At 73.8% G+C, this 21796-nt stretch carries 19 protein-coding genes; 8 read left to right on the top strand and 11 right to left on the bottom strand.

Features of this window, described 5'->3' with window-relative positions:
* Positions 1-206 precede the first annotated feature (206 nt).
* Together ABD879_RS20515 and ABD879_RS20520 are read left to right on the top strand one after the other, a co-directional pair.
* A complete protein-coding gene (locus tag ABD879_RS20515) occupies positions 207-836 on the top strand; it encodes a TetR/AcrR family transcriptional regulator (RefSeq protein ID WP_345023116.1) in 630 nt (209 codons plus the stop codon).
* Between the two features lie 173 nt (positions 837-1009).
* On the top strand, positions 1010-2290 hold the full coding sequence (locus tag ABD879_RS20520) for a PucR family transcriptional regulator (protein ID WP_345023117.1): 1281 nt from the start codon (positions 1010-1012) through the stop codon (positions 2288-2290).
* A gap of 45 nt (positions 2291-2335) precedes the next feature.
* Here the strand turns inward: ABD879_RS20520 and ABD879_RS20525 are convergent, their stop codons facing one another.
* From ABD879_RS20525 to ABD879_RS20535, 3 genes are all read right to left on the bottom strand, one after another.
* Positions 2336-4918, bottom strand: coding sequence for a D-alanyl-D-alanine carboxypeptidase family protein (locus tag ABD879_RS20525; RefSeq protein ID WP_345023118.1), 2583 nt, complete (start codon positions 4916-4918; stop codon positions 2336-2338).
* 146 nt (positions 4919-5064) lie between these two features.
* On the bottom strand, positions 5065-5853 hold the full coding sequence (locus ABD879_RS20530; protein WP_345023120.1) for a bestrophin-like domain: 789 nt from the start codon (positions 5851-5853) through the stop codon (positions 5065-5067).
* Positions 5854-5971: 118 nt separating this feature from the next.
* A complete protein-coding gene (locus ABD879_RS20535; RefSeq protein ID WP_345023121.1) occupies positions 5972-7141 on the bottom strand; it encodes an aminotransferase class V-fold PLP-dependent enzyme in 1170 nt (389 codons plus the stop codon).
* A 173-nt stretch (positions 7142-7314) separates the two neighbouring features.
* On the opposite strand from ABD879_RS20535, the gene ABD879_RS20540 reads away from it, so the two are divergent.
* Positions 7315-9195, top strand: a complete 1881-nt coding sequence (locus ABD879_RS20540) for an ABC transporter ATP-binding protein (protein WP_345023122.1) — start codon at positions 7315-7317, stop codon at positions 9193-9195.
* Positions 9196-9948: 753 nt separating this feature from the next.
* Here the strand turns inward: ABD879_RS20540 and ABD879_RS20545 are convergent.
* Positions 9949-10806, bottom strand: a complete 858-nt coding sequence (locus ABD879_RS20545) for a class I SAM-dependent methyltransferase (RefSeq protein ID WP_345023123.1) — start codon at positions 10804-10806, stop codon at positions 9949-9951.
* Between the two features lie 885 nt (positions 10807-11691).
* Here ABD879_RS20545 and ABD879_RS20550 point away from each other — a divergent pair.
* From ABD879_RS20550 to ABD879_RS20570, 5 genes are read left to right on the top strand one after another with little or no spacing between them, the layout of a single operon-like run.
* Positions 11692-13044, top strand: a complete 1353-nt coding sequence (locus ABD879_RS20550; RefSeq protein WP_345023124.1) for an ATP-binding protein — start codon at positions 11692-11694, stop codon at positions 13042-13044.
* Entirely contained in the window at positions 13041-13448 is a 408-nt protein-coding gene (locus ABD879_RS20555) for a roadblock/LC7 domain-containing protein (RefSeq protein WP_345023125.1), read from the top strand. Before ABD879_RS20550 ends, ABD879_RS20555 begins: the two co-directional genes overlap by 4 nt.
* Entirely contained in the window at positions 13445-13804 is a 360-nt protein-coding gene (locus ABD879_RS20560) for a DUF742 domain-containing protein (protein ID WP_345023126.1), read from the top strand. Before ABD879_RS20555 ends, ABD879_RS20560 begins: the two co-directional genes overlap by 4 nt.
* 40 nt (positions 13805-13844) lie before the next feature.
* The gene (locus tag ABD879_RS20565) at positions 13845-14414 is read left to right on the top strand and encodes a GTP-binding protein (protein WP_345023135.1); all 570 of its coding nucleotides are present in this window, start codon (positions 13845-13847) and stop codon (positions 14412-14414) included.
* Positions 14411-15850, top strand: a complete 1440-nt coding sequence (locus ABD879_RS20570) for a cytochrome P450 (RefSeq protein WP_345023127.1) — start codon at positions 14411-14413, stop codon at positions 15848-15850. Before ABD879_RS20565 ends, ABD879_RS20570 begins: the two co-directional genes overlap by 4 nt.
* Before the next feature lie 62 nt (positions 15851-15912).
* On the opposite strand, the gene ABD879_RS20575 is transcribed toward ABD879_RS20570, so the two are convergent.
* The 7 genes from ABD879_RS20575 to ABD879_RS20605 form a co-directional block, all read right to left on the bottom strand.
* On the bottom strand, positions 15913-16575 hold the full coding sequence (locus ABD879_RS20575; protein ID WP_345023128.1) for a hypothetical protein: 663 nt from the start codon (positions 16573-16575) through the stop codon (positions 15913-15915).
* 14 nt (positions 16576-16589) lie between these two features.
* The gene (locus ABD879_RS20580) at positions 16590-16994 is read right to left on the bottom strand and encodes a ChaB family protein (protein WP_345023129.1); all 405 of its coding nucleotides are present in this window, start codon (positions 16992-16994) and stop codon (positions 16590-16592) included.
* A gap of 451 nt (positions 16995-17445) precedes the next feature.
* Complete coding sequence (locus tag ABD879_RS20585) at positions 17446-17673, bottom strand: DUF6401 family natural product biosynthesis protein (RefSeq protein WP_345023130.1); 228 nt, start codon at positions 17671-17673, stop codon at positions 17446-17448.
* A gap of 236 nt (positions 17674-17909) precedes the next feature.
* Positions 17910-19154 carry a glycosyltransferase gene (locus tag ABD879_RS20590; protein WP_345023131.1) on the bottom strand — a complete coding sequence of 415 codons (1245 nt, stop codon included), beginning with the start codon at positions 19152-19154 and terminating at the stop codon, positions 17910-17912.
* Positions 19155-19473: 319 nt separating this feature from the next.
* Positions 19474-19719 carry a hypothetical protein gene (locus ABD879_RS20595; protein ID WP_345023132.1) on the bottom strand — a complete coding sequence of 82 codons (246 nt, stop codon included), beginning with the start codon at positions 19717-19719 and terminating at the stop codon, positions 19474-19476.
* Positions 19720-20088: 369 nt separating this feature from the next.
* Complete coding sequence (locus ABD879_RS20600; RefSeq protein ID WP_345023133.1) at positions 20089-21270, bottom strand: hypothetical protein; 1182 nt, start codon at positions 21268-21270, stop codon at positions 20089-20091.
* Positions 21271-21272: 2 nt separating this feature from the next.
* Positions 21273-21796: class E sortase (locus ABD879_RS20605; RefSeq protein ID WP_345023134.1), on the bottom strand; the 524-nt coding region annotated here is incomplete at its 5' end.

Consider the following 21796-nt stretch of genomic DNA (forward strand, 5'->3'; position numbering starts at 1 on the left):
CGGGTGCCTGCGCTGCCACGCGTACGCCGACCACGGGTCCGTCGGGTACGTCTCGCCGTCGAGCAGATCGACCCTCACGACACAGGTTGCATTGCCGGCATCGCGACCGGCCGTCCCGGCCGCGAAAAGGCCCGCGCATGCCCTCCGCCCGGCTTATCGCGGCGACAGATGCGAGAAGATGGGACAATCCCGACAAGGAGGGTGCAGTGACCGGCGATATGCGGATCACCGTGACGCGGGCGCTGAACAAGGAGCAGCAGGCCCGCCGCGAACGGCTGCTCGACGCCGCCCGCCGGCTCGCCCACGAGGGCGGCTACCACGCCGTCACCATGCACGACGTCGCCGACCGCGCCGGGGTCGCCCGCGCGACCGTGTACCGCTACTTCGCCACCAAGGACCACCTGCTCACCGAGGTGGCCGCCACCTGGGCGCACCGCATCACCGCCGACATCGACGCGCTGGCGGTCGGGGAGACGCCGGTGGAGCGGCTGACCGCGCTGCTGGAGCGGATCGTGCGGGTGGCCGCCGAGGAGCGCACCCTCACCTCGGCCATCATCCAGGCGGTGACGTCGGACGACCCCAGCGTCGACGACGCGCGCACGGTGCTGTTCCTGTTCGTGCGCGACCGGCTGTCGGCGGCGATCGGCGGCCCGGTGCCGGAGCGGGACGAGATCGAGATCGTGCTCGGGCACGTCCTGCTGGCCGCGCTGGTCAGCCTGTCCTCGCTGCGCCGCCCGGTCGAGGAGGTCGCCCTGATGGTCCGCACCGCCGGCCGGATGGTGCTCGCCGGCGCCCTCGCGTCCGCCCCCGCCGCGCCGGACGGCCAGGAGCACTAGACGCCCGCACGCCCGGCGCGGAAAAGCCCGACGCGGCGCGCGGCCGGAGCGCGCGTTTGTCATCCGGCTGACAAAAGGCGCGGTCCAAAGCTGCGGCCCGGCAGAAGCCTCATCGGTTACTTGCGGGTACCTTCAGCAGTCTCCGCTTCGCACGGGCATGGGAGGTGCGCACGGTGACCACGTCCGTCGGCGAACGCCCGCCCCTCAAGCCCTGGGCCGGCGTCCCCCCGGAGGTCGGCGAGATCTTCCGCCCCCATCTGGACACCCTGGCCGAGGAGATGATCGCCGAGATCCTGCGCGGGGTGCCCGAGTACGCCCGGCCGCAGGACGAGGAGTACGCCCGGATGGTGCGGCTGGCCGTGGAGGGCGCCCTGCGGCAGTTCGTCGACCTCATCGCCGACCCGGACGCGTCCTGGGAGTCGGTCGCCGCCGTCTACCGGGGGATCGGCCGGGCAGAGGCGCGCGAGGGCCGCAGCCTGGACGTGCTGCAGACCTCGATGCGGCTGGGCGCCCGGGTGGCCTGGCGGCGCCTGGCCGCCGAGTCCGAGCACTACAACATCTCCCGCCGCACGCTGGCCAGCATCGCCGAAGGGATCTTCGCGTTCCTGGACGAGATCGCCCGGGCCGCCACCGAGGGCTACACCAAGGCGCGCGAGCAGGAGGCGGGCGAGCTGGAGCACCGCCGCCGGCGCCTGCTGGACCTGCTGCTGGCCGAGCCGCCCGCCGCACCGCAGGCCGTCGCCGACATGGCCCGCCTCGCGCAGTGGCGGGTCCCCCGGACGGTCGCCGCCGTCGTGCTGTACGAGCGCAGCCGCCAGCCCTTCCACCAGCCGTCGCTGCCGCCCGACGTGCTGTCCGACGTCAACCGGCGCGAACCCTGCCTGCTCGTCCCGGACCCCGACGGCCCCGGCCGCGCCCGCATGCTGGAGACGGCCCTGCGCCCCTGGGTCGCCGCGCTCGGCCCCACCGTGCGCACCGAGGACGCGGCCAAGTCGCTGCGCTGGGCGCGCGAGGCGCTGCCGCTGGCCCGGCGCGGCATCCTGCCGTCCGACCGGCTCATCCGCTGCGCCGACCACATGCCCACGCTGGTGGTGTTCAAGGACGAGGAACTGGTGCGGGCCGTCGCCGACCTGCGGCTGGCACCGCTGAAGGCGGTGCGCCCCCGGCACCGCGAACGGCTGGCGCGCACCCTGCTGGCCTGCCTGCAGAACGGGTTCAACGCGACCGAGGTCGCGAGCCGCCTGCACGTCCACCCGCAGACGGTGCGCTACCGCCTGCACCAGCTGGAGGAGCTGTTCGGCGGCCGGCTGTACGCGCCCGAGACGCGGCTGGAAATGGAGATGGCGCTGACCGTCTGGCTCACCGCCCCGGACGGCGCCGACGACAAGGGGAACGCGGCCGCGGCCGAACCCCCCGACCGCGGCCCGCACGCCTCCCGCGCCGCCGACCACTGACGCGCCGCCCGGCGGACGGCCCGCCCGCCGGGCGGCGCACGCCGTCTACTTCAGGCGCAGGAGCCGCTTGAGGATGGACGGCTCCTTCAGCTCGCCGCTCACGGTCAGCCCGGTGCTGGCCGCGCCCGCCGTCACGGTGCCGACCCGCGTGCCGTCGGCGGCCCGGCGCGGCGGGTCCCCCGTGACGCGGACCGGCACGGTGAGCCCGGGCCACCCGACCACCGTGACCGGGGTGGCGGCGCGCAGCGGCGTCTCCCCGCCCAGGCCGTCGTCGACCACCGCGACCTGCGCGCCCGCCGGGGCCAGCGTGACCGAGGTCAGCGCGTTCTCGGCGGCGATGACCAGCCGCTGCGCGACCGATATCGCGCCCATCGCGCTCGGCGTCCGCTGCCCCATGACCGCGCCCACGATCGTGGTCGGGACGTTGCCGACCTGCTTGCGCGCGGCGAACACGAAGTTGCCGCCCGCCGCGTCGGTGTAACCGGTCTTGCCGCCGAGCACCCCGTGCCGGCCGACCAGGATGTTGCCGCCGGCGCGGGCCGGCCGCCCGTCGTTGGGGACGTAGGTGCGGTTGGCCACGATCTCGGCGAACGCCGGGATCTTCATCGCCGCGGTCAGCAGCTTGACCTGGTCGGCGGCCGTGCTGACGGTGCGCGAGTCGTAGCCGCTGGGGTCGGTGTAGGTGGTGCTGTTCATCCCCAGCGACCGCGCGGTCTCGTTCATCTTCCGCACGAACGTCTGCTCGTCGCCGGAGTCCCAGCGGGCCAGCTCGTGCGCGATGTTGTTCGCCGACACGATCATCAGGGCCTCGAGCGCCTTGCGCTCGGTGAACTGCTGCCCCGCCACGACCTCGACGAGCGACTCGCCGCGCTGCTTGCGCGCGGGGAGCTGCGCGGCCTCCTGCGGGGAGATCCGGAACGTCGGGCCCTGCTCGCCCGGCTGCAGCGGGTGGTTGCGCAGGAAGACGTACGCGGTCATCACCTTCGCCACGCTGGCCGTGGGGATCGGCGTCTGCCCGCCCGACGACCCCATGGACCCGATCCCCTCCACGTAGAGGGTCGCCTGCCCGTACTGGGGCCACGGAAGCGACGGGGCGGCACCCCCGAAGGTGTGCTGCGCGGTCGGCAGGGTCAGACGCAGGGTCGGCTCGGGCGTCGGCCGGAGGAGCTGCCCCGCCACCAGCCCTGCCAGCAGCACGAGCAGGGCCACGACGGTGATCAGGGTGCGGCGCCGCTTGCGTGGCTTCTTCGCGGAGGGCTGCTCGGGCCCCTGCGCTGCGTGCGATGGGGTGACCGCTGGGGGAGGTGCCGTCTGCGCTGGGGGCGCCGTGAACACCGGTGCCGCCGCAGGCGGTGCGGGGGGCTGGGGCAGGGGGTCCTGCTGCGTCGTCTCCGTGAGGCCCTCGGGGCGGAACGGAGGGGCCTGCGGCAGCGGCTGCTCCACCGTCGGCTCGGCCGACCGGAATCCTTCCTGCCGGGACGGCGGCTGCGTCTCCACGAGCCACGGTGCCGAGGCGTTCGCCGCCCCGGGCGCCTCCTGCTCGGGGGCGGGAGGGGCGGGCGCGGCGGCCTCCTCGGCGGCAGGCGCGGGCTGCTGCGGAGCGGGCTCCTGCGGTGCCGGGGGCTCTGCGGGTTCCGGCTTCTGCTGGGCGGGCCGCTGCGGTGTGCTCGGCCCGAACTCGGCGTCGGCCGGCCGTTCCCTGCGGAACGTCGGGCGCGGCAGGTCCGGGACGGTGACGTTGCTGGACGGGGCGGGAGGCTGCTCCGCCTTGGGCGGACGCCGGAACTCCGTGGTGGGCGTCCTGGTGCCGCCGCCGTCTTCGTCTTCTTCGTCCGCGTCCTCTTCGGCTTCTTCGGGTCGGGCCTCTTCCCGCGCCTCTTCGGTCTGCTCGGCGGCGGAGCGGGGCTCGTCCCCGGCTTCCTCCGGCTCGTCGGATTCTTCGGACTCCTCGGGTTCGCCGGGTTCCTCTGGTCCGTCCGACGGCTCGGGCCGCTCCTCCTCGACTGCCTCGTCCTCGACTGCCTCGTCCTCGACTGCCTCGGGCTCGGCGGGCTCGGCGGAATCCGCGGACGGCTCCGGCCGCTCCTCGGCCTGCTCCTCGTCGGCGTCGTCGTCCTCGTCGGCGTCGTCGTCCTCGTCGTCGGTGCCGGCCTCGGCTTCCCCCTGCCGCCGCTCGGCTTCGGAGGCGGCCTCGCTCTCGTCCTCCTCCTGCGCGGACTCGTCGGCGGCCTCGGACGGCTGCTCCGGCTTCGCGTCCGCGTCCGCCTCAGCCTCGTCCTGTTCCCCGGCCCGCTCCTCGTCGTCACCCCCGGGCTCGGCCGAGGTCTCGGACTCGGTCTCAGGTTCGGCTTCAGGCTCGGCCTCCGCCTCCGGCCGTGTCTCGGTGTCGGCGGCCTCGGTGTCGGCTTCGGGCTCGGTGTCGGCTTCGGGCTCGGTGTCGGCTTCGGGCTCGGTCTGCGCGTCCGCCTCTTCCTCTGCCGGTGTCTCCGGTTCTCGTCCGGTCTCCGAGGTGCCGTTCTGATCGGAGTCGGTGTCCGGTTTCGCGTCGGATTCGGGGCCGTCCTGCGGGGGCGCCCCCGCAGGATCGTGCCGTGCGTCGTCGTCCAGCTCACGCGACGCGTCATTCACGGCGCGACCTCCTCGACTTCATGCCGGGCATTTGGAGACCGGGCAGGCGGGCGGAACGGTCTCGCCGACGACCCCCGTGCATCTGTCAAGATGCGCGGGTCCGCCCCCGGGTTCACTTGCGTGCACGGCCTTGAACCGATCGTTGGTCAGGGCCGGTTGCCCGGGAACGCGTCGATATCGGCGAACGAGCGCAACGCTTCCTCCAGCGGCGCCGGAGTGACCTTGACGTTGCCGGTGAAGGGTACGTTGACCTCGTAGAGGAGGAATACCACGAACGCGACGGTGGCCGCGCCCACCACCGCCAACACGACCCGAACCGCCGGACGCGGATCGCCCCGCAGCATCGGCAGCACCACCACCAGCGCTCCGGTGGACAGCAGCGCCACCCACATCAGCGGGGGGATCCGGGTCGTGGTCAGCGCCTCGCGCGAGCGCCGCACCTGGAACACGGTGTTGACCGACCGCAACGCGTCCTGGTACCGGATGGCGGCACCGCTGTTCTCGGGGGAGATGGTCAGGATGTCGTGGCGCAACTGCCGCGCCAACTGCCAGGAGCGGGGGTTCAGCGCCCCCGTCTCATCCATGGTCGGCCATTCCACGCGGATGACATGGGTGGTGTAGTCGCGCAGGTCGCTGCGCAGCCGCACCGCCTGCGGACCCTCGATCGTCTGTGCGTACCAGTACAGGTCGAGCAGGGCGTCGGCCTCCTGCACCACGCCGCTGCTCGCCCGGTTGACGGCCCCCCAGACGAACAGGCCCATCGCCACCGCCGACAGCAGGAACGTGGAGACCACCAGGGCGGTGGTGAGCGCCCCGTACATCCCGAAGTCGTACCGCATCCGGGCGGGGACCGTCCGCTGGATCAGCAGCGCCCCCGCGACCGCCGCCGCTCCCGTACCGAAGACGGCAAGGCAGCCCAGGAGCACGGTGGTCATGCGCTCGACCCTTCCCGGCGTCCACCGGTGATCGCCGGGGCAGGAGAAGGCTTTGCCGACTCGGGGCGGTCCGCTGGGAATGACCAGACACGCGACGCCTGCTCCGCCCCCCTGGACGCTAGGCGGGACGCGGCAGGGCGCGCAGCAGCCGCTCCATCTCGTCCTCGGTGTTGTAGTAGTGCACCGACGCCCGTACGGCACTGACGCCGCCGCGGGGGTCGAAACGCTGCTGCCCGCTGGTGACGCTCACGTTGACGCCCCGCTCCCGTAGCGCGAGCTTGACGTCGGCGGCCTCGTGCCCGTCCACGGTGAACGTGACGATGCCCGAGCGGCGCACCCCGCGGTCCAGGACGCGCACCCCCGGGCGGGCCGCGAGCTCGTCGCGCAGTGCCGCGGCCAGGGTTGTCACACGCTCCTCAATGGCCGCGATCCCGAGCGCGGCGGCGTAGTCGGCGGCCACGCCCAGGCCGATCTGCCCGGCGACGTAGCGTTCCCACGTCTCGAAGCGGCGGGCGTCGTCGCGGACGACGTACTCCTCCGGCGCCGTCCAGGTGGCCGAGTGCAGGTCGAGGAACGGCGGCTCCAGCGTCCGCAGGACGTCCCGCCGCACGTACAGCAGGCCCGTGCCGCGCGGCCCCCGGAGGAACTTGCGGCCCGTCGCCGACAGCATGTCGCAGCCGATCTCCCGCACGTCCACGGCGAGCTGCCCGACCGACTGGCAGGCGTCCAGCAGGAACAGCGCGCCCGCCGCCCGCGTCAGCCGGCCCACCTCGGCCGCCGGGTTGACCAGGCCGTTGTGCGTCGGGACGTGGTTGAGCGAGACCAGCCGCACGTCCCCTTCGGCCAGCTCGGCCTCCAGCGCCTCCAGGGAGATCTGCCCGTCGGCGTCGTCCGGCACCACCGCCACGCGGACCCCGCGCGCCCGCGCGACCTGCCGGTAGGCGATGCCGTTGCTGGCGTACTCGCTGGTGGTGGTGAGGATGCGGTCGCCGCGGCGGAACGGGATCGCGTAGAACGCCATGTCCCAGGCCCGGGTGGCGTTCTCCACGTAGGCGATCTCGTCGGGATCGGCGCCCAGCAGCCCGGCGACCGCGTCGTAGAACCGCCCGACCGCCGCGGACGCCTGCTCGTACGCCTCGTACCCGCCGGTCATCGCCTCCAGTGCCAGGTGGCGGTCCACCGCGTCGATCACCGGCCGGGGCGGCAGCGCCGCGCCCGCGTTGTTGAAGTGCGCCACCCGCGCGCAGCCCGGTGTGTCCGCCCTCGCCCGGTCGATGTCGATGCCCACGCTGCTCGCTCCTCGTCGCCGCCCGGCCATTCAAGCCGTGCGGGCGCGGTCGCGCAAAGTGTCAGACCCGCGCGCGACGATGCCGGTGCGACGGAGCGACTTGACCTCAACCAATGTCGAGGTCCCAGCATCGGAGGTCGGACCTTCCTCCTCCGACCGGAACGGCGGTGCCGATGAGCATGGAAGTGACCGCGTGGATGGCCCTCCACCACGCGATGAACGCGCAGGACGACCGGCGGCCCTTCTCCCGCGCCTCGCTGCGGCGCATCTGGGGCTTCGCGCGGCCGCACCGCACCCTGCTGGCGTGGTTCCTGCTGCTCAGCGTGGTCATGGCGGTGCTGGCGGTGGTCACGCCGGTGCTGGCCGGACGGGTCGTCGACGCGATCGGCGAGGGCGCCGCCCCCGGCACCGTCACCGGCCTGGCCGGGCTGATCGCCGTGATCGCCTTGGCCGAGGGCGGCATCGGGCTGCTCAACCGGTGGCTGTCGGCGCGCATCGGCGAGGGCCTGATCCTCGACCTGCGCACCGCCGTGTTCGACCACGTCCAGCGCATGCCGGTCGCGTTCTTCACCCGCACCCGCACCGGCGCCCTGGTCAGCCGCCTCAACAACGACGTGATCGGCGCCCAGCGCGCCTTCAGCGACACCCTGTCGGGGGTGGTCGGCAACCTGGTCACGCTGCTGCTGACGTTCGCGGTCATGGTGAGCATCTCCTGGCAGATCACGCTGCTGGCGCTCCTGCTGCTGCCGGTGTTCGTGCTGCCCGCCCGGCGCATGGGCACCCGCCTGGCCCGCCTGCAGCGCGAGGCCGCCGCGCACGACGCCGCGATGAGCACGCAGATGACCGAGCGGTTCTCCGCGCCCGGCGCGACGCTGGTGAAGCTGTTCGGGCGGCCCGTCCGCGAGTCGCGCGAGTTCGCCGTCCGGGCCCGGCGCGTGCGCGACATCGGCGTGCGCACCGCGATGGTCCAGCACGTGTTCATCACCGCGCTCACCATGGTGTCCGCCCTGGCGCTGGCCCTGGTCTACGGCCTCGGCGGGTACCTGTCCCTGCGCGGCCGGCTCGACGCGGGCGCCGTCGTGGCCCTGGCGCTGCTGCTCACCCGCCTCTACGCGCCGCTGACGGCCCTGGCCAGCGCCCGGGTCGAGGTGATGAGCGCACTGGTCAGCTTCGAGCGCGTCTTCGAGATCCTCGACCTGCGGCCGCTGGTCGCCGAACGGCCCGGCGCCCGCACGGTGCCGGACGGCCCCGTCTCCGTGGAGTTCGACGACGTCCACTTCTCCTACCCGTCGCCCGACAAGGTCTCCCTGGCCTCCCTGGAGGAGGTCGCCGTCCTCGACGCGCGCGGCGGCGTCGAGGTCCTGCACGGCATCTCGTTCCGCGCCGAACCCGGCCAGATGGTCGCCCTGGTCGGCTCCTCCGGCGCCGGGAAGTCCACCATCGCGAGCCTGCTGCCCCGCCTCTACGACGTCGACTCCGGCGCCGTCCGGCTGGGCGGCGTGGACGTGCGCGACCTGAGCTTCGCCGCCATCCGCGACACCCTCGGCATGGTCACCCAGGACGGCCACCTGTTCCACGAGTCGATCCGGGCCAACCTGCTGCTCGCCCGTCCCGAGGCCACCGAGGACGAGCTGTGGGAGGTGCTGCGCCGCGCCCGCCTGGCCGACCTGGTCGAGAGCCTGCCCGACGGCCTGGACACCGTCGTCGGCGAACGCGGCTACCGCCTGTCGGGCGGCGAGCGCCAGCGCCTGACCATCGCCCGCGTGCTGCTGGCCCGCCCCCGCGTGGTCATCCTGGACGAGGCGACCGCCCACCTGGACACCACCTCCGAGGCGGCCGTCCAGGAGGCCCTGACCGAGGCCCTCGACGGCCGCACCGCCGTGGTGATCGCCCACCGCCTGTCCACGGTCCGCGCCGCCGACCTCATCCTCGTCGTCGAGGACGGCCGCATCGTCGAACGCGGCACCCACGACGAACTCCTCGCCGCCGGAGGCCGCTACACCGAGCTGTACCGCACCCAGTTCCAACCCGCCGCCGCAGAACCCGCCGCCTGACCGGGCGCGCCCCGGCAACCACCGCACACGCCGCCACGAACCCGAGGCGACCCGCAACCGAGCGATCAACTCACCCCGGTGGTGCCACCCCCCGCCGCCCGAAAGCCCCGACGAGGCGCGGACACGCCCGATGCGGCCGCATCGCCGACCGACCGGCCCCCAGCGTGGCCGGAGCGCTGGTGGTGACGCGGCGGCGTGCCCGGTCGCCGCTTCCGCCCAGCGGTCGGAACCCCCGATGGCGCGACGAGGCGGCACGTGGGCCGCCTTGCAGGCGGCCGGTACGGGCGCACACGCGCTGAACGGAGGGGCGGCCGGTCTCACCGGGGCCGCCGGGGCCCTGGCAGCCATCGCGTGTACCGCCGCAGGACAGTCTGGGCCGTATATGGCGCGATATGGCGCGCCCACTGCCAGGTGGTGGCCCCGCCCCCGGCGGCCGTGCGGTGGAGTGCCGACCTGCCGTTGCCGCCCGCCGACCGGATTTCCCGGTGGCGCGACTGGGCATGGGGCCGCTTCGTCGGCGTCGCGGTCGGTGTGGGCGCGTCGCGCGTTGACCGGGACGGCGGCCGGTACCCCTGCGGAGCCGGGAGACGGGGTGGCCGTGGCGGTGTGTCGGCGTGCCGTTGCCGTTCACCGGCCGGGCCCCCGACGACGCGGTGGGGTACGGGGCCACCTCGTTGGCATTGCTACCGCTGGGGGCGCGTCGCGCGCCGGGTGGAGCGACGGCTGGGTTTGCCGGTGCCGCCGCCCGATGCGTCAGCGGGGTGAGGCGGGCGTCGCGGAGACGGCGGCGTGGGCCAGGTGGGAGCCGACGAACGGGCGGAGGACGTCGGTCCGGGTCCACATGGACGGGGGGACGGCGTCATGCATGGCGACGTGGCGGAGGACTTCCAGGCCGTGGCGCCCCATCAGCGCGGTGACCTCGTCGGGGGACAGGGAGGTCAGGTAGGGCTCGTTGCTCTCGCGGACGGCCTCGGAGGCCATGGCGGCGTACTCGTTGCCCAGGTCGTCCCGCAATTCCGCGGGCAGCGAGTATTCCATGATGATTTCCGAGCCGGGGGAAAGGCGGCCGAGTTCCGCCAGAGTGGCGGATATGGCGTCGCGGGTGAGGTACATGGTGACGCCCAGGCAGCCCACGAGGGTGGAGCGGCTCGGGTCGAATCCGGCGGCGGTGAGCCGGTCGAGAAGGGCGTCGGATTCCAGGTCGATGGGAACGAAGGCGAGATGCCCGGGAGTGGGGAGGCCCGCCTGCGCGAGAAGTGCGCGCTTCCATTCCTGCGTGGCCGGGTGGTCGACCTCGAAGACCCGGGGGCCGGAGTGGCGAAGGGCGTAGGTGTCCAGGCCCGCGCCGAGGATCACGTACTGGTCCGGTGAACGGTCGGCCAGCACCCGTTCGGTGTAGGCGCTGCGGGTGGTGACCAGGGCGCGGGTGCAGGACAGTATCGGGTGGTCGCCGTACGCGCGGTGGTAGCCGAGCATCTCCTCGGCCTGGTCGCCGATCAGCGTGGCCGCCACGGTGTCGTGCAGGATGTGCGGCTCGTTGTCGACGACGAGGTGTGCGGCGCGTGCCGCCGCGGTCGACAGAGCGGTCCGGCTGGGCTGCCCGTTCTGCATCGTGCTCCCTTCCGAATGAACCGGGGAACGCGATGCTAATAACCGCAGATCATCTGCAAAAACCATAATAGCAGAAGAAAATAAATTCTCGATAACGTCGACGGTGCGGGATCGTTGCGATTCTGGGTGCCGTCGGCCGGTGCGTCGTCTTCGTTGGATTCGAGTTCATCGAGTCGCGGTGATGCTCCCGTGCTGTGCTCAGGGGCCGCGCCGCAGGAGCGAGGCGGTTCGGTGGGCGCGGCCCGCGTACCGGGTGTGGAACGCGCCGCCCGCGACGGGATGCGGGGTTGCCTCTCAGCCCGTCCATCGATGCCACTGGGCCGGGTGACGACACCCCTGGGTCGTCGGCGACAGGGGTGGTCGGTCGGACTCGGCCCGATCCTTGCTTGTCGGGGGAGGCGCGGGTGCGGCTGTGCTTCGCTCGGCGGTGCTCGGCGCGACAGGTGATCCGGGACGACTGGTGATCGGGGCGGCCTGTCGGTGCGGCCCTTGCAGTGGTGGGCATGGCGAGCGGCCGCGACCGGAGTCGTCGGGGGTCCGGGGGGCCGTCCGATGGGGTTACGTGCCCGTGGGGGTGTCCCGCTCTCGGGGGCGGTTGCGGCACCCGTTCCAATTTGTCGTAGTTCATCCCTTTCGGGGTGGGCTCCGGGTCTCGGTCCGGTTGAACCGCCGGAACGCGGGGGTGCGTACCACGTCAAGAGGTGAGACGGGTCGTCGGCGGGCGCGGCGCATGCGATTCCGCGGCAGGCAAGCTCGGGCGGCCTCTCTGGGGCGCGTGTGACCAGCGTGGTCGAGGACACGTGCGGTAATGCCTGCAAAGCACTGTGATCCGCGACATAATCGCGCAATCGCCACGATTGACCAATCCACCCAACTGAGGACCTGATGGAGCAACCCCTCTTGGTGGCGGCGCTCGCCGGCGCCGCCATCGGCATCGTCGTCCTCGCGGTCGTGCTCGTTCGCCAGCGGCACGTCTCCGACCGGTACCGCGGCCGGATCGAGGCACTGCTGGACGAGCTGCGGCGGCGCGATGAGGAGCTGCGGCATCTGGCCGGTACGCGGCTCCCCGAACTGCGCGACCAGCTCGACGGGCGGCCGGTGACGGTGTCCAGGCCACTGCACGAGCAGTGGCTGACCGGTACGCCGTTCGGACAGGACGTGCAGACGGTGCTGGACCTGTTCACCGAGAGCGTGGAACGCGCCCGGGTCCGCGCCGACCGGTCGGCCAAGGTCACGCTGCGGGCGATGATGCGCACCGTGCAGAGCCTGACCAACGAGCAGCAGCTCGCGCTGACCGACATGCAGGAGCGCCACGACGACCCCGAGGTGCTCGCCGACCTGCTGCGCCTGGACCACATGAACGCCCAGCTGGGACGGCGCGCCCAGGCCACGGCCGTGCTGTGCGGGTCGTGGCCGGGCCAGCAGCGGCAGGCCTCGGCGCTGTCGGACGTGGTGCGCGGCGCGGTCTCCCGGATCCGCGACTACCTGCGGGTCCAGCTCAACTCGGAGGTCAACGTCGCGGTCGTCAGCCGCGCCGTGGAGCCGGTCGTGCTGGTGCTGGCCGAACTGCTGGACAACGCCGCCCGGCACTCCCAGCCGAACACCAAGGTCGAGGTCAACTTCCAGATGGCGCACAACGGCGTGGCCATCATGATCGACGACGCCGGGGTGGCGATGAACGGGGAGGAGATCCAGCGGGCCACCCGGCTGCTGAACGGCCTGGAGCACGTCGACATCAACCGCATCGGCGACCCGCCGCAGGTCGGCTTCGCCGTCGCCGGGGTGCTGTCGGCCCGCTACGGATTCACCGTGTCGGTGGACACCCGGTCGCCGTACGGCGGCGTCCGCGCGGTGGTGTTCCTGCCGAACACGTTGCTGACCGCCGTCCCGACGAACGAGCAGGAGGGACCCGCCGTGTCGCCCGAGCCTGACGCGTCGTCCGACCGAGCGCAGCCGGCGCAGGTGGGAGCCGGCGAGAAACAGGCCGAGCCGGTCGCCGTGGAGTCCACGGCCGGGGGGCTGCCCAAGCGCCGCCGGCTCACCGCCGCCGCACCGGCGCCGGCGGCGGAGGAACCGAGCACCGGCGCCGGTGCGGAGCCGCCATCGCGCCGGAGCGCCGCGGGCCTGGGCGCGTGGCAGCGGGGAACGCGGTCCGGCCGTGCCGCGTCCGTCTCGGACGGGGCCGAGCGGGCGGCCGGCCAGCACGAAGCCGACAGTGAAGGGAACATCCGGTCATGACCGAATTCGTGGACAACAAGCTCGGCTGGATGCTCGATGACGCACTGCGCATGCCCGAGACGCGGTACGCGATCCTGCTGTCGGCCGACGGGCTGCTGATGGCCCACTCCGCGCGGATCGACCGCGACGAGGCCGAACGGCAGGCCGCGGGCATGGCGGGGCTGCAGTCGCTGGCCCGCAGCACCGCCGAGTTCTGCGGCGATCCGAACACGATGTGGCGGCAGACGGTCAGCGAGTTCGACGACGGCTACGTGTTCCTCGTCGCCGCGGGCCCGGGCGCGTACCTGGCCGTCTCGGCCACCCAGCACGTGGACATGGAGGCCGTGTCGTACCGGCTGCAGGAGCTGGTGCAGCGGCTGGGCAAGGAACTGTCCACCCCGCCGAGGCAGGGTGCCGGCGCATGATGACGCCGCGAAACCGGCGGGCGCTGGTCCGGCCGCATGTGGTGACCGGCGGCCGGGCCCGCCCGACACGCAACATCTTCGACCTGGTGACCCTGGTCACGGCCGCCGGGGACCTGCCGCTGACCGGGCTGAGCCCCGAGAAGCGCCGCATCGTGAACCTGTGCCGGGGCGGCGCGCTGTCGGTGGCCGAGGTCTCCGGCCATCTCGATCTGCCGGTGAGCGTCACCAAGGTCCTGCTGTCCGACCTGGTGGACAGCGGTCACATCACCACCCGGGCCGCGGGCCCGGACTCGTCGCGGCCCGAGCAGCTGGGGCTCCTGCAGGAGGTGCTCGATGGACTCCGTGCTCTCCTCTGAGAGCGTCGCCGCGAGCGCGCCCGGCACGGGCGCCGGCGGCATGTACGTGCGCGACTCGGTGCGCCAGTCGGTGAAGCTGCTCATCGTGGGGCACTTCGCGGTCGGCAAGACGACGCTGGTGGGCACCCTGTCGGAGATCCGGCCGCTGCGCACCGAGGAGCGGATGACGCAGGCCGGGGCGCCGGTCGACGACCTGTCCGGCGTCCCCGACAAGACCCACACCACCGTGGCCATGGACTTCGGGCGGCTCACCCTCAGCGACCGGCTGGTGCTGTACCTGTTCGGGACGCCGGGGCAGGGCCGGTTCAAGCGGCTCTGGGAGGACCTGGCGCGCGGGGCGCTCGGCGCCCTGGTGCTGGTGGACACCCGCCGCCTGGACCAGTCCTTTGAGATCATGGACCTGGTGGAGCGGCACGGCCTGCCGTACGCGGTGGCCGTGAACGCCTTCGACGGCGCCCCGGTGTTCCCCGAGGAGGAGGTCCGCGAGGCCCTCGACCTGCATCCCGCCACTCCGCTGGTCACCTGCGACGCCCGCGACCGCGCCTCGTCGGCGCGGGCGCTGATCGCGCTGGTGGACCACCTGATCGCCCTGGACCGGGAGGCGTCATGACGACCGAACGCCTGGACGACGACCAGGCCCGCACCGCCGCGGGTCCGGCCCGGCAGGGGGCCGGGGCGTCGGGGTGCCCGGTGCACGCCGGCGGCCGCATGCCCCTGTACGGGCCCGAGTTCGCCGCCGACCCGCACTCCGCCTACGCCGAGCTGCGCGTGCACGGGCAGTTCGCGCCCGTGGAGCTGGCCCCGGGCGTCCCGGCGGTGCTCGCCATCGGGTACGACGCGGCCCTTGAGGTGCTGCGCGACGACCTGACGTTCATGCACGACCCGCGCGGCTGGCAGCAGACGGTGCCGCCCGACTGCCCGGTGCTGCCGATGATGGGGTACCGGCCGAACGCGCTGTTCACCGACGGCACCGTCCATGCGCGGCTGCGCGGCGCCATCACCGACGCGTTCGCCCGGGTCGACAACACCACGCTGCGCGGCTACGTCGAGCGCAACGCCGACAAGCTGATCCGCCTGATGGCCTCGGCGGGCGAGGCGGACCTGCTGAAGGACTACGCGGTCGTGCTGCCGCTGCTGGTGTTCATGGAGCTGTTCGGCTGCCCGCCGGACATCGCCCAGCAGCTGATGTACGGGATGAGCGCCATCTGGGAGATGGAGGACGTCGAGAAGGGCAACGCGGCGCTGACCGACGGCGTCCTGCGGCTGGTGGCGCTCAAGCGGCAGCGGCCGGGCGCCGACATCACCTCCTGGCTGATCGCCCACCCGGCGCGGCTGACCGACGAGGAGATGGCGCACCAGCTGGTGCTGCTGATGGGCGGCGGCACCGAGCCCACGCAGAATCTCATCGCCAACGGGCTGCGGCTGCTGCTGGCCGACGACCGGTTCGCCGGCGACCTGTCCGGCGGCAGCCTCCCCGTGGAGGACGCGCTCGACGAGATCCTCTGGACCGACCCGCCGATCGCCAACTACGCGGCCCGCTACCTGGCCCGCGAGATGGAGTTCATGGGGACGGTGCTGCCCGCCGACACGCCGATCGTCATCAGCTTCGCCGCGGCCAACACCGACCCCGCCAGGGCCACCGACCAGCGGGCGGGCAACCGCGCCCACCTGTCGTGGGGGGCGGGTCCGCACGCCTGCCCCGCCAAGAACCACGCGCGGCTCATCGCGTCGGTGGCGATCGAGCGGCTGCTGGACGGTCTGCCCGACATCGAGCTCGCCGTCCCCGTCGAGCAGTTGCAGTGGCGGCCGGGACCGTTCCACCGGTCCCTGCAGGCGCTGCCGGTCAAGTTCCCGCCCGTCCGGGACGTCGACCAGTCGTGGGGGGCGCAGAACGACGCGGTGGAGCAGCAGGCCGAAGCCGCCGTGGCGCCGGCGCAGCCGGCCGGCCACGCCCCGGGCGCCGTCCGGCAGCAGCCGGCGGCGCCGGCTCCGGCTCCGCGCGGCGGTCTGAAGGCCGCCGTCGCCCGCTGGTGGAACGGCGAGTAGGGGGCCGAAGAACTCGGCACGGGCCGGGCGCCCTGCGCCGCGGCGCAGGGCGCCCGCCCGGCTCACACCCGGGCGGATGTGCGGATGCGGTCGTACACGTTGTGCACGTCCACCAGCGCCAACGCGCCGACCAGCCAGGACAGCTCCTCGTGGCCGCCGCCGCGGGCCACGTCGCGCAGCAGCGTGCCGCCGTCGGACGGCAGGTGCAGCCGCTCGGCGGCGCGGACGGCGTGCCGGTCCATGAACGGCCCCGCCTCCGGCCAGAACATCTGGGCCTCGCGCAGGAAGACCGCGCGGCCCGCCTCGTCCATGCCGGGGATCTCGGCCGGCAGATCGACCAGGCGGCCGTGGTCGCCGCCCGCGGCCCGGCGCAAGTTGCGCAGGTCGGCGCCGTACCGGTGGACGACCATGCGGGTGGCCGCGCCGAGCAGCCGGGCGGCCCGTCCGGCGTGGCGGTACCCGGCCTGAGCGATCACCTCGGCGCGTTCGCGGTCGCCGGTCTTGCTCATCTCGGGCGCGCTGTCCCAGCGGCGCGCCGGCAGCGCGCGGGTGGCCTCGACGGCCTCCCGCGAGGGGGCGGGGTCGTCGGCCGGCACCGACAGGCACAGCAGCCGGAACAGCCCGGCCGCGGTGGCGGTGACGGTGAAGCCGGTCTCCTCGGCGACGTAGCCGCGGGGGTGCCGGTCCAGCAGGGCGCGCACCGTCGCCTTCGTGCGCTCGTCCATCGGCATGACCGCTCCTACCCCTGCTTGCGCGCGATGGCCGCGGCCAGTTCCCCCTTGGACATGCGCGAGCGGCCCTGCACGTCCAGTTCGGCGGCCCGCTGGTAGAGCTCCTGCTTGGAGTGGCCCTCGACGTCGACGCCGCCGAAGCTCCGGCCCCTGCCCTCGCGGGCCCTGGGGTTCTTGGCGCGCGGGTCGGACGGCCCCTTGCGGGCCTTCTCGACCCAGCGGTCGCCGCGCTTTTCGAACTTGTGCTTGAGCGCCGCGTACGCGGTGCGGTGCGCCCGCTCGCCCTCGCCGTACGTCTCGACCGCGCTGTCATGGGCCTTGACGAAGGTCTCCTGGGCCTCCCTGCTGGAGCGCCGGAGGGTGCTCGGAAGCTCTTCCTGCCGTGGTTTGCCGCTTTTGGTGGTTTTCGGCATGGCTCCTCCTTTTCTTCCTCTTGGTCCCGCTTTCCGAGAAGGGCGGCGGTAAACCGGAGGAGCGCGGCGGCGGGTACGGGGGAGAGGGCCGCTTAGAGGCCGCGCGGGAGGAGGACGGGGCGGCGCACGGAGGAGGCACGCCCGCGTATCAGTGAATGGGCGTGCCCCCTCCCCCCTCCGTGGCCGCCGGGGCCGGCCACACGGAACCCACGGGCACCGGTGCGGGACGGTGCCCGTCGGCTCCGACGGCGCCTCCCCGAGGACTCCTGTGGCCGGGGCACCCGGCGACGGGTACGAAAATAGGCACTACGCCCGGGTATGTACGCGCGATGGCCGCCCGGTGCGACGAGCGGCCGGATCCCTGCGACGAGTGGTCGCCCGATCACCTGCCGCTACGGCGGGCCGAGGCGTGCGGGCCGTTCGGATCCGGGGGCGCGCCGAGCCGGGGTGCTCAGTAGTCGTGGCGGGTCATCAGCCAGCAGACGGCGACGATGCGCACGAACTCCCAGTCGCGGTCGTCGCCGGGCGTCCAGCCGCGTTCCAGCGCGGACTCGGTGAACTCCACCAGGTACTCGCCGAGCGACGCGATGTCGAGCGTCTTCCCGGAGGCGGCGAGCAGGTCGCGCACCGCGGCGGCGTGCTGGTCCACCGCTGCCAGCAGCCCGGGTATGCTCGCCATGGCGGTCGTCCCGGCGTTTCCCACGCTGCGGGCGACATCGGCCAAGGCATGCGACGGCTTGTCTAGCATGACCTCGACGTTAGCAACGCTTGCCCGGCGCTTGACCGCTTCCCCGCACCGGCCCGCGGGCCTGTCACCTGCGGGAATCCCCTAGTCGGACGGGGCTCGCGCGCACCGGGCGGCACACCCGGCGATGCCGAATCTTTTACCTGAGTTTTTACCCTTCGGCGGGTTGATCAGGCGGGCACCCGGGCACGCGCCAGCGCGCGCCGGTACGTCTTGACGGTCTCCAGGGCGATCCGGTCCCACGAATAGCGGGAGCGGGCGCGGTCGCTGCCCGCGAAGCCCATGGCGGTGCGGCGGGTGGGGTCGGCGAGCAGGGAGCGGATGACACGGGCGGTCTGTTCGGGCGTGCGGGGTGCCACGTGCACCCCGGTGACACCGTCGATGACGGTGTCCAGGTGACCGCCGACGGCGGTGGCGACGACCGGCACGCCGCAGGCCATCGCCTCCAGCGGCACCATGCCGAACGGCTCGTACCAGGGCAGTGTCACCACCAGGTCCGCCGACCGCAGCAGCCGGGGCACCTCCGCCCGGGTCACCCGCCCCAGGAACGCCACCCGCCGGGCGACCCCGGTCTCCTCGGCCAGCCGGCGCAGCCGCCGCACGTCCGGGTCCTCGTCGATCCGCTCGTACGGCGGACCGCCGGCGACGATCAGCTCCGCGCCGGGGATCCGGGGGAGCGCCTGGATCGCGGTGTCCACGCCGTGGCGTTCGCCCAGCCGCGACAGCATGAGCAGGCGCCGCCCCCGCCGGGACGGATCGGCCGGCCCGTCCGGGCTGAAGAACTCCAGGTCCACCCCGCAGGGCACGATCGCGATGCGGTCGCGCGGCACCCCCATGCGCACCAGCTCCTCGGCCTCCTCCGAGCTCGCCGCGATCACGGCGTCGGCGGCCTGGCCGATGGCGCGTTCCAACCGGATGCGTCCGGCCGGGCCGCCGTCCTGCGCCCCGCCGTGCCGGTGCTCGACCGTGCCCAGCGCGTGGTACGCCTGCACCATCGGGACGCGCTGCCCGCCGAGATGCCGGATGGCCTGCAGGGCGGCCAGGCCGCTCATCCAAAAGTGCGCGTGGGCGATCTCGGGCTGGTCGTCGGCCCAGCGTTCGCACAGGTAGTGGCCGAAGTCGGGGATCCAGGGGAGCAGCTCGTCGCGGGGCATCGGCTCGGCCGGCCCGGCGGGCACGTGCTCGACGGTCACCCCGGGCTCCAGCCGCACCCGTGCGGGCAGGTCCGGGTCGTCGCGGCGGGTGTAGACGGTGACGTGGTGACCCTGCGCCCCGAGACGCGCCGCCAGGTCGGCGACGAACACGTGCTGCCCGCCGGGTTCGGCGGGTCCGGCCTCGGCGTCGCCCTCCTCGTCCGGGGCGGCGGCGCGGACGGCCAGCGGGCTGGCGTGTGCGGAGATCATGGCGATCTTCACGGGTCACCTCCGGGAGCGGTCGGCCCCACTCGCGCGGCGCGGCCGGCACCCGCGGGCCGCCGTCGTGCCGTCGGCCGCCCGCCCGGCCGATCACGCCGGCCGGTCACCGCGATGGGGAAGAAAGATCTTTCGTGCTGTGCGGGGGTGCGGATGGCGGCGCACCGGGCCGGAACCGCGGAGGAACGCTGCTGACCCTTCGCGCCGGCGACGTCGCCGGACGGACCGGCCGCGTCGCCGCCGAATCGGCGCGGCCCGGCCGCGGGGACGGACGGTGCCCGTCCCGGCGCGGCGGGTGCGGACCGCGGGGGCGGAAGCGGGCTCACATGGACGCGCGCTGCGTCTCTTCCCGCCGGTCGCCGTGGGTCGCGGCGGACCAGTCGCGGCGCTGCGTGCTCGGCCGGGCGAACCAGGAGCGGAGCATCGCGATCGCGGCGATCGAGCCGGCGAGCGTGACGACCGCGGTCAGGCCGGTGGCGCCCCACTTGGCCCACGTGCCGATCCGCGACGTCCTGCGCTGCGGCCGACGAGCCTTGTTCGACGACTTGCGTGCCTTGTTCGCCTTCATCGCGGGTCCCTTTCGTGAGCACGGTTCGCTGAGCGCGATTGCTCGCACGCAGGGCATGGCGGCGCCAGGCCCCCGTGGCGAGAAACGACGGTTACGGCCCCGTTCCGCGACGGACGAGGGAACGGGGCCCGCGCACAGATACCTTTCAGTAACACGCCGTGCTCAAACTGTTACAGATCAAAATCGGCGCCAGGTTACGGGCCGATCTTCGTTAAGCGCGGGCGGGGATGCTGGCGTCCGGGGGCGTCCTGCGGCACGGCCCGCGGCGACGCGCCGTCGCTGTTCGGCGGGCGCTGTTCGGCGGGCGCTGTTCGGCGGGCGCTGTTCGGCGGGCATTGTTCGGCGGGCACTGTCCAGCAGGTGCCGTGTTCAGCGGGCGCCGTAGTAGCGCTTCAGGCCGAGGAAGTCCCCCAGGCCCAGGGTGCGCCAGTGGAACTCGCAGGCGCCGATGGCCGGGAACATCGTGAGGTTGCGGTGAGCGGAGCCGTCGACGTGGGCCAGGCCCATGTGGTGGAGGTTCTCGTGCGCGGCGACGCCGACCGCGTCGTAGGTGTTGCCGCGGCAGCGCCTGCTGCTGGTCGTCCAGGTCACTCCGCCGGCGTTGAGGGCGACGTCGCCCTCGACCACTTTGCCCCTGCGGAACCACTTGCAGGTCAGGCCGAGGATGGTCTCGCCGCTGGTGAACCGCATCCAGCCGCGGACGTTGCGCCCGTCGGCCAGGCCGCACGCCCCGCTGGAGATGACTCCGGGCGCACGCCAGGTGTGCCCCAGCAGGACCTGGCGGACCGCGATCCGGCCCAGGCGGCAGTTGTTGCGTCCCTCCACGGCGATGCGGACTCCCCGGGTGAACGCCCTCTTCTGCTGCGCGACGCTCAGCCTGCGCACCCGGCCGTCGCCCGGGTAGTACCACCATTTCAGCACCGCGCGGCCGCGGCGCCGGGACGGGATCGGGGCGCCGTCGTGCCGGTAGGCGGCGTCCCTGCACGCCGGGATCGGCGCGACGGCCGGAGCCGGCGAGGCGGGGGAGGGGGTGGCGGCCACGGGGCGCACCGGGTCCGGCCCGCGGCCCGCCGCCGGGCCGGAGGTCTCCCGCGGACCGCCGGGCTCCCGGTCGGACACGACGACCAGCTTCTTGGCCAGATCGACCTGTACGACCAGCGTCCGCACGCCCTCCCCGGGCCGGGCGCCGAGCCTGGACGCCGCCACCGAGGAGCCGTCGGCGGGCACCACGGCGCCCAGGCCGTCCGGCCCCTCGACCAGCGCGGACCGCGGGTCGCACCGGGTCATGTCGATGACGTGGGGCATGCGGACGACCCGCAGCGCCTCCCGCGGGCACGGTACGGCGGCGATATCCGCCCCGCGCGTGCCCGGCCCTCCGCCCGCCGCCGACGGGTCCGGCGCGCGGCTCGGCGCCGCCCCGTCCGCCGGGTCGGGCGCGCGTGCCGCCGGACCCGCCGTGACCAGGGCACCGAGCGCCCCCAGCGCCGCCAGGCCCGTCACGATCGCGCGCCCGTGCCCGCCCGCCCGGCGGCGCCGTGTGCTGCTGTCCATGCTCACCCCGCATCGCTCTTGGCCAGGACGACCAGCCGTTGCCGTTCCGAGCCCGGCGGATGGCACGTGATCAGCGTGAGCGACCGGGTGCGCGGCGCGGCGTCGGGCCGGAACGGCACCGGCGCGAGCACCGACCGCCGGCGCGGCGACATGATCGTCTTCCGGTACACCCGGTAGGTGTGCCGCCGCTTGCCCTTCGCCAGCACGAGCGGGTCGCCGTTGCGCAGCCGGTGCAGCCGCCGGAACGGCGCCGTGTGCGTCGTGCGGTGGCCGAGCAGCACCACGTTGCCGATCGCGCCGGGACGCGCCGTCCCCGGGTAGTGGCCCACGCCGAGGGCCAGCACGCGCTGCGACACGCCTTCTCTGACCCGCAGCCGCTTGTGCAGGCGCGGAATGATGAGGAACGTCGTGGCGGAGCGGCGTCCGGGGCCGCGCGCCAGGGCCGCCGCGGGTTCGGCGGACGCGGCGGCGGCCGCCACCGCGGCCGGTGCCGGTGGTGCCGTGGGCGGGGCCGCCTGCGCGGCCG

Source organism: Actinomadura keratinilytica, assembly GCF_039539665.1.
Lineage (GTDB): Bacteria > Actinomycetota > Actinomycetes > Streptosporangiales > Streptosporangiaceae > Spirillospora > Spirillospora keratinilytica.

Excerpts from the sequence above, each read along its gene's own strand:
- ABD879_RS20530 (WP_345023120.1), bottom strand. The coding sequence starts at position 5,853 with ATGACCACCGTGCTCCTGGGCTGCCTTGCCGTCTTCGGTACGGGAGCG.
- ABD879_RS20540 (WP_345023122.1), top strand. The coding sequence starts at position 7,315 with ATGAGCATGGAAGTGACCGCGTGGATGGCCCTCCACCACGCGATGAAC.
- ABD879_RS20545 (WP_345023123.1), bottom strand. The coding sequence starts at position 10,806 with ATGCAGAACGGGCAGCCCAGCCGGACCGCTCTGTCGACCGCGGCGGCA.
- ABD879_RS20550 (WP_345023124.1), top strand. The coding sequence starts at position 11,692 with ATGGAGCAACCCCTCTTGGTGGCGGCGCTCGCCGGCGCCGCCATCGGC.
- ABD879_RS20555 (WP_345023125.1), top strand. The coding sequence starts at position 13,041 with ATGACCGAATTCGTGGACAACAAGCTCGGCTGGATGCTCGATGACGCA.
- ABD879_RS20560 (WP_345023126.1), top strand. The coding sequence starts at position 13,445 with ATGATGACGCCGCGAAACCGGCGGGCGCTGGTCCGGCCGCATGTGGTG.
- ABD879_RS20565 (WP_345023135.1), top strand. The coding sequence starts at position 13,845 with ATGTACGTGCGCGACTCGGTGCGCCAGTCGGTGAAGCTGCTCATCGTG.
- ABD879_RS20570 (WP_345023127.1), top strand. The coding sequence starts at position 14,411 with ATGACGACCGAACGCCTGGACGACGACCAGGCCCGCACCGCCGCGGGT.
- ABD879_RS20575 (WP_345023128.1), bottom strand. The coding sequence starts at position 16,575 with ATGGACGAGCGCACGAAGGCGACGGTGCGCGCCCTGCTGGACCGGCAC.
- ABD879_RS20580 (WP_345023129.1), bottom strand. The coding sequence starts at position 16,994 with ATGCCGAAAACCACCAAAAGCGGCAAACCACGGCAGGAAGAGCTTCCG.
- ABD879_RS20585 (WP_345023130.1), bottom strand. The coding sequence starts at position 17,673 with ATGGCGAGCATACCCGGGCTGCTGGCAGCGGTGGACCAGCACGCCGCC.
- ABD879_RS20595 (WP_345023132.1), bottom strand. The coding sequence starts at position 19,719 with ATGAAGGCGAACAAGGCACGCAAGTCGTCGAACAAGGCTCGTCGGCCG.
- ABD879_RS20600 (WP_345023133.1), bottom strand. The coding sequence starts at position 21,270 with ATGGACAGCAGCACACGGCGCCGCCGGGCGGGCGGGCACGGGCGCGCG.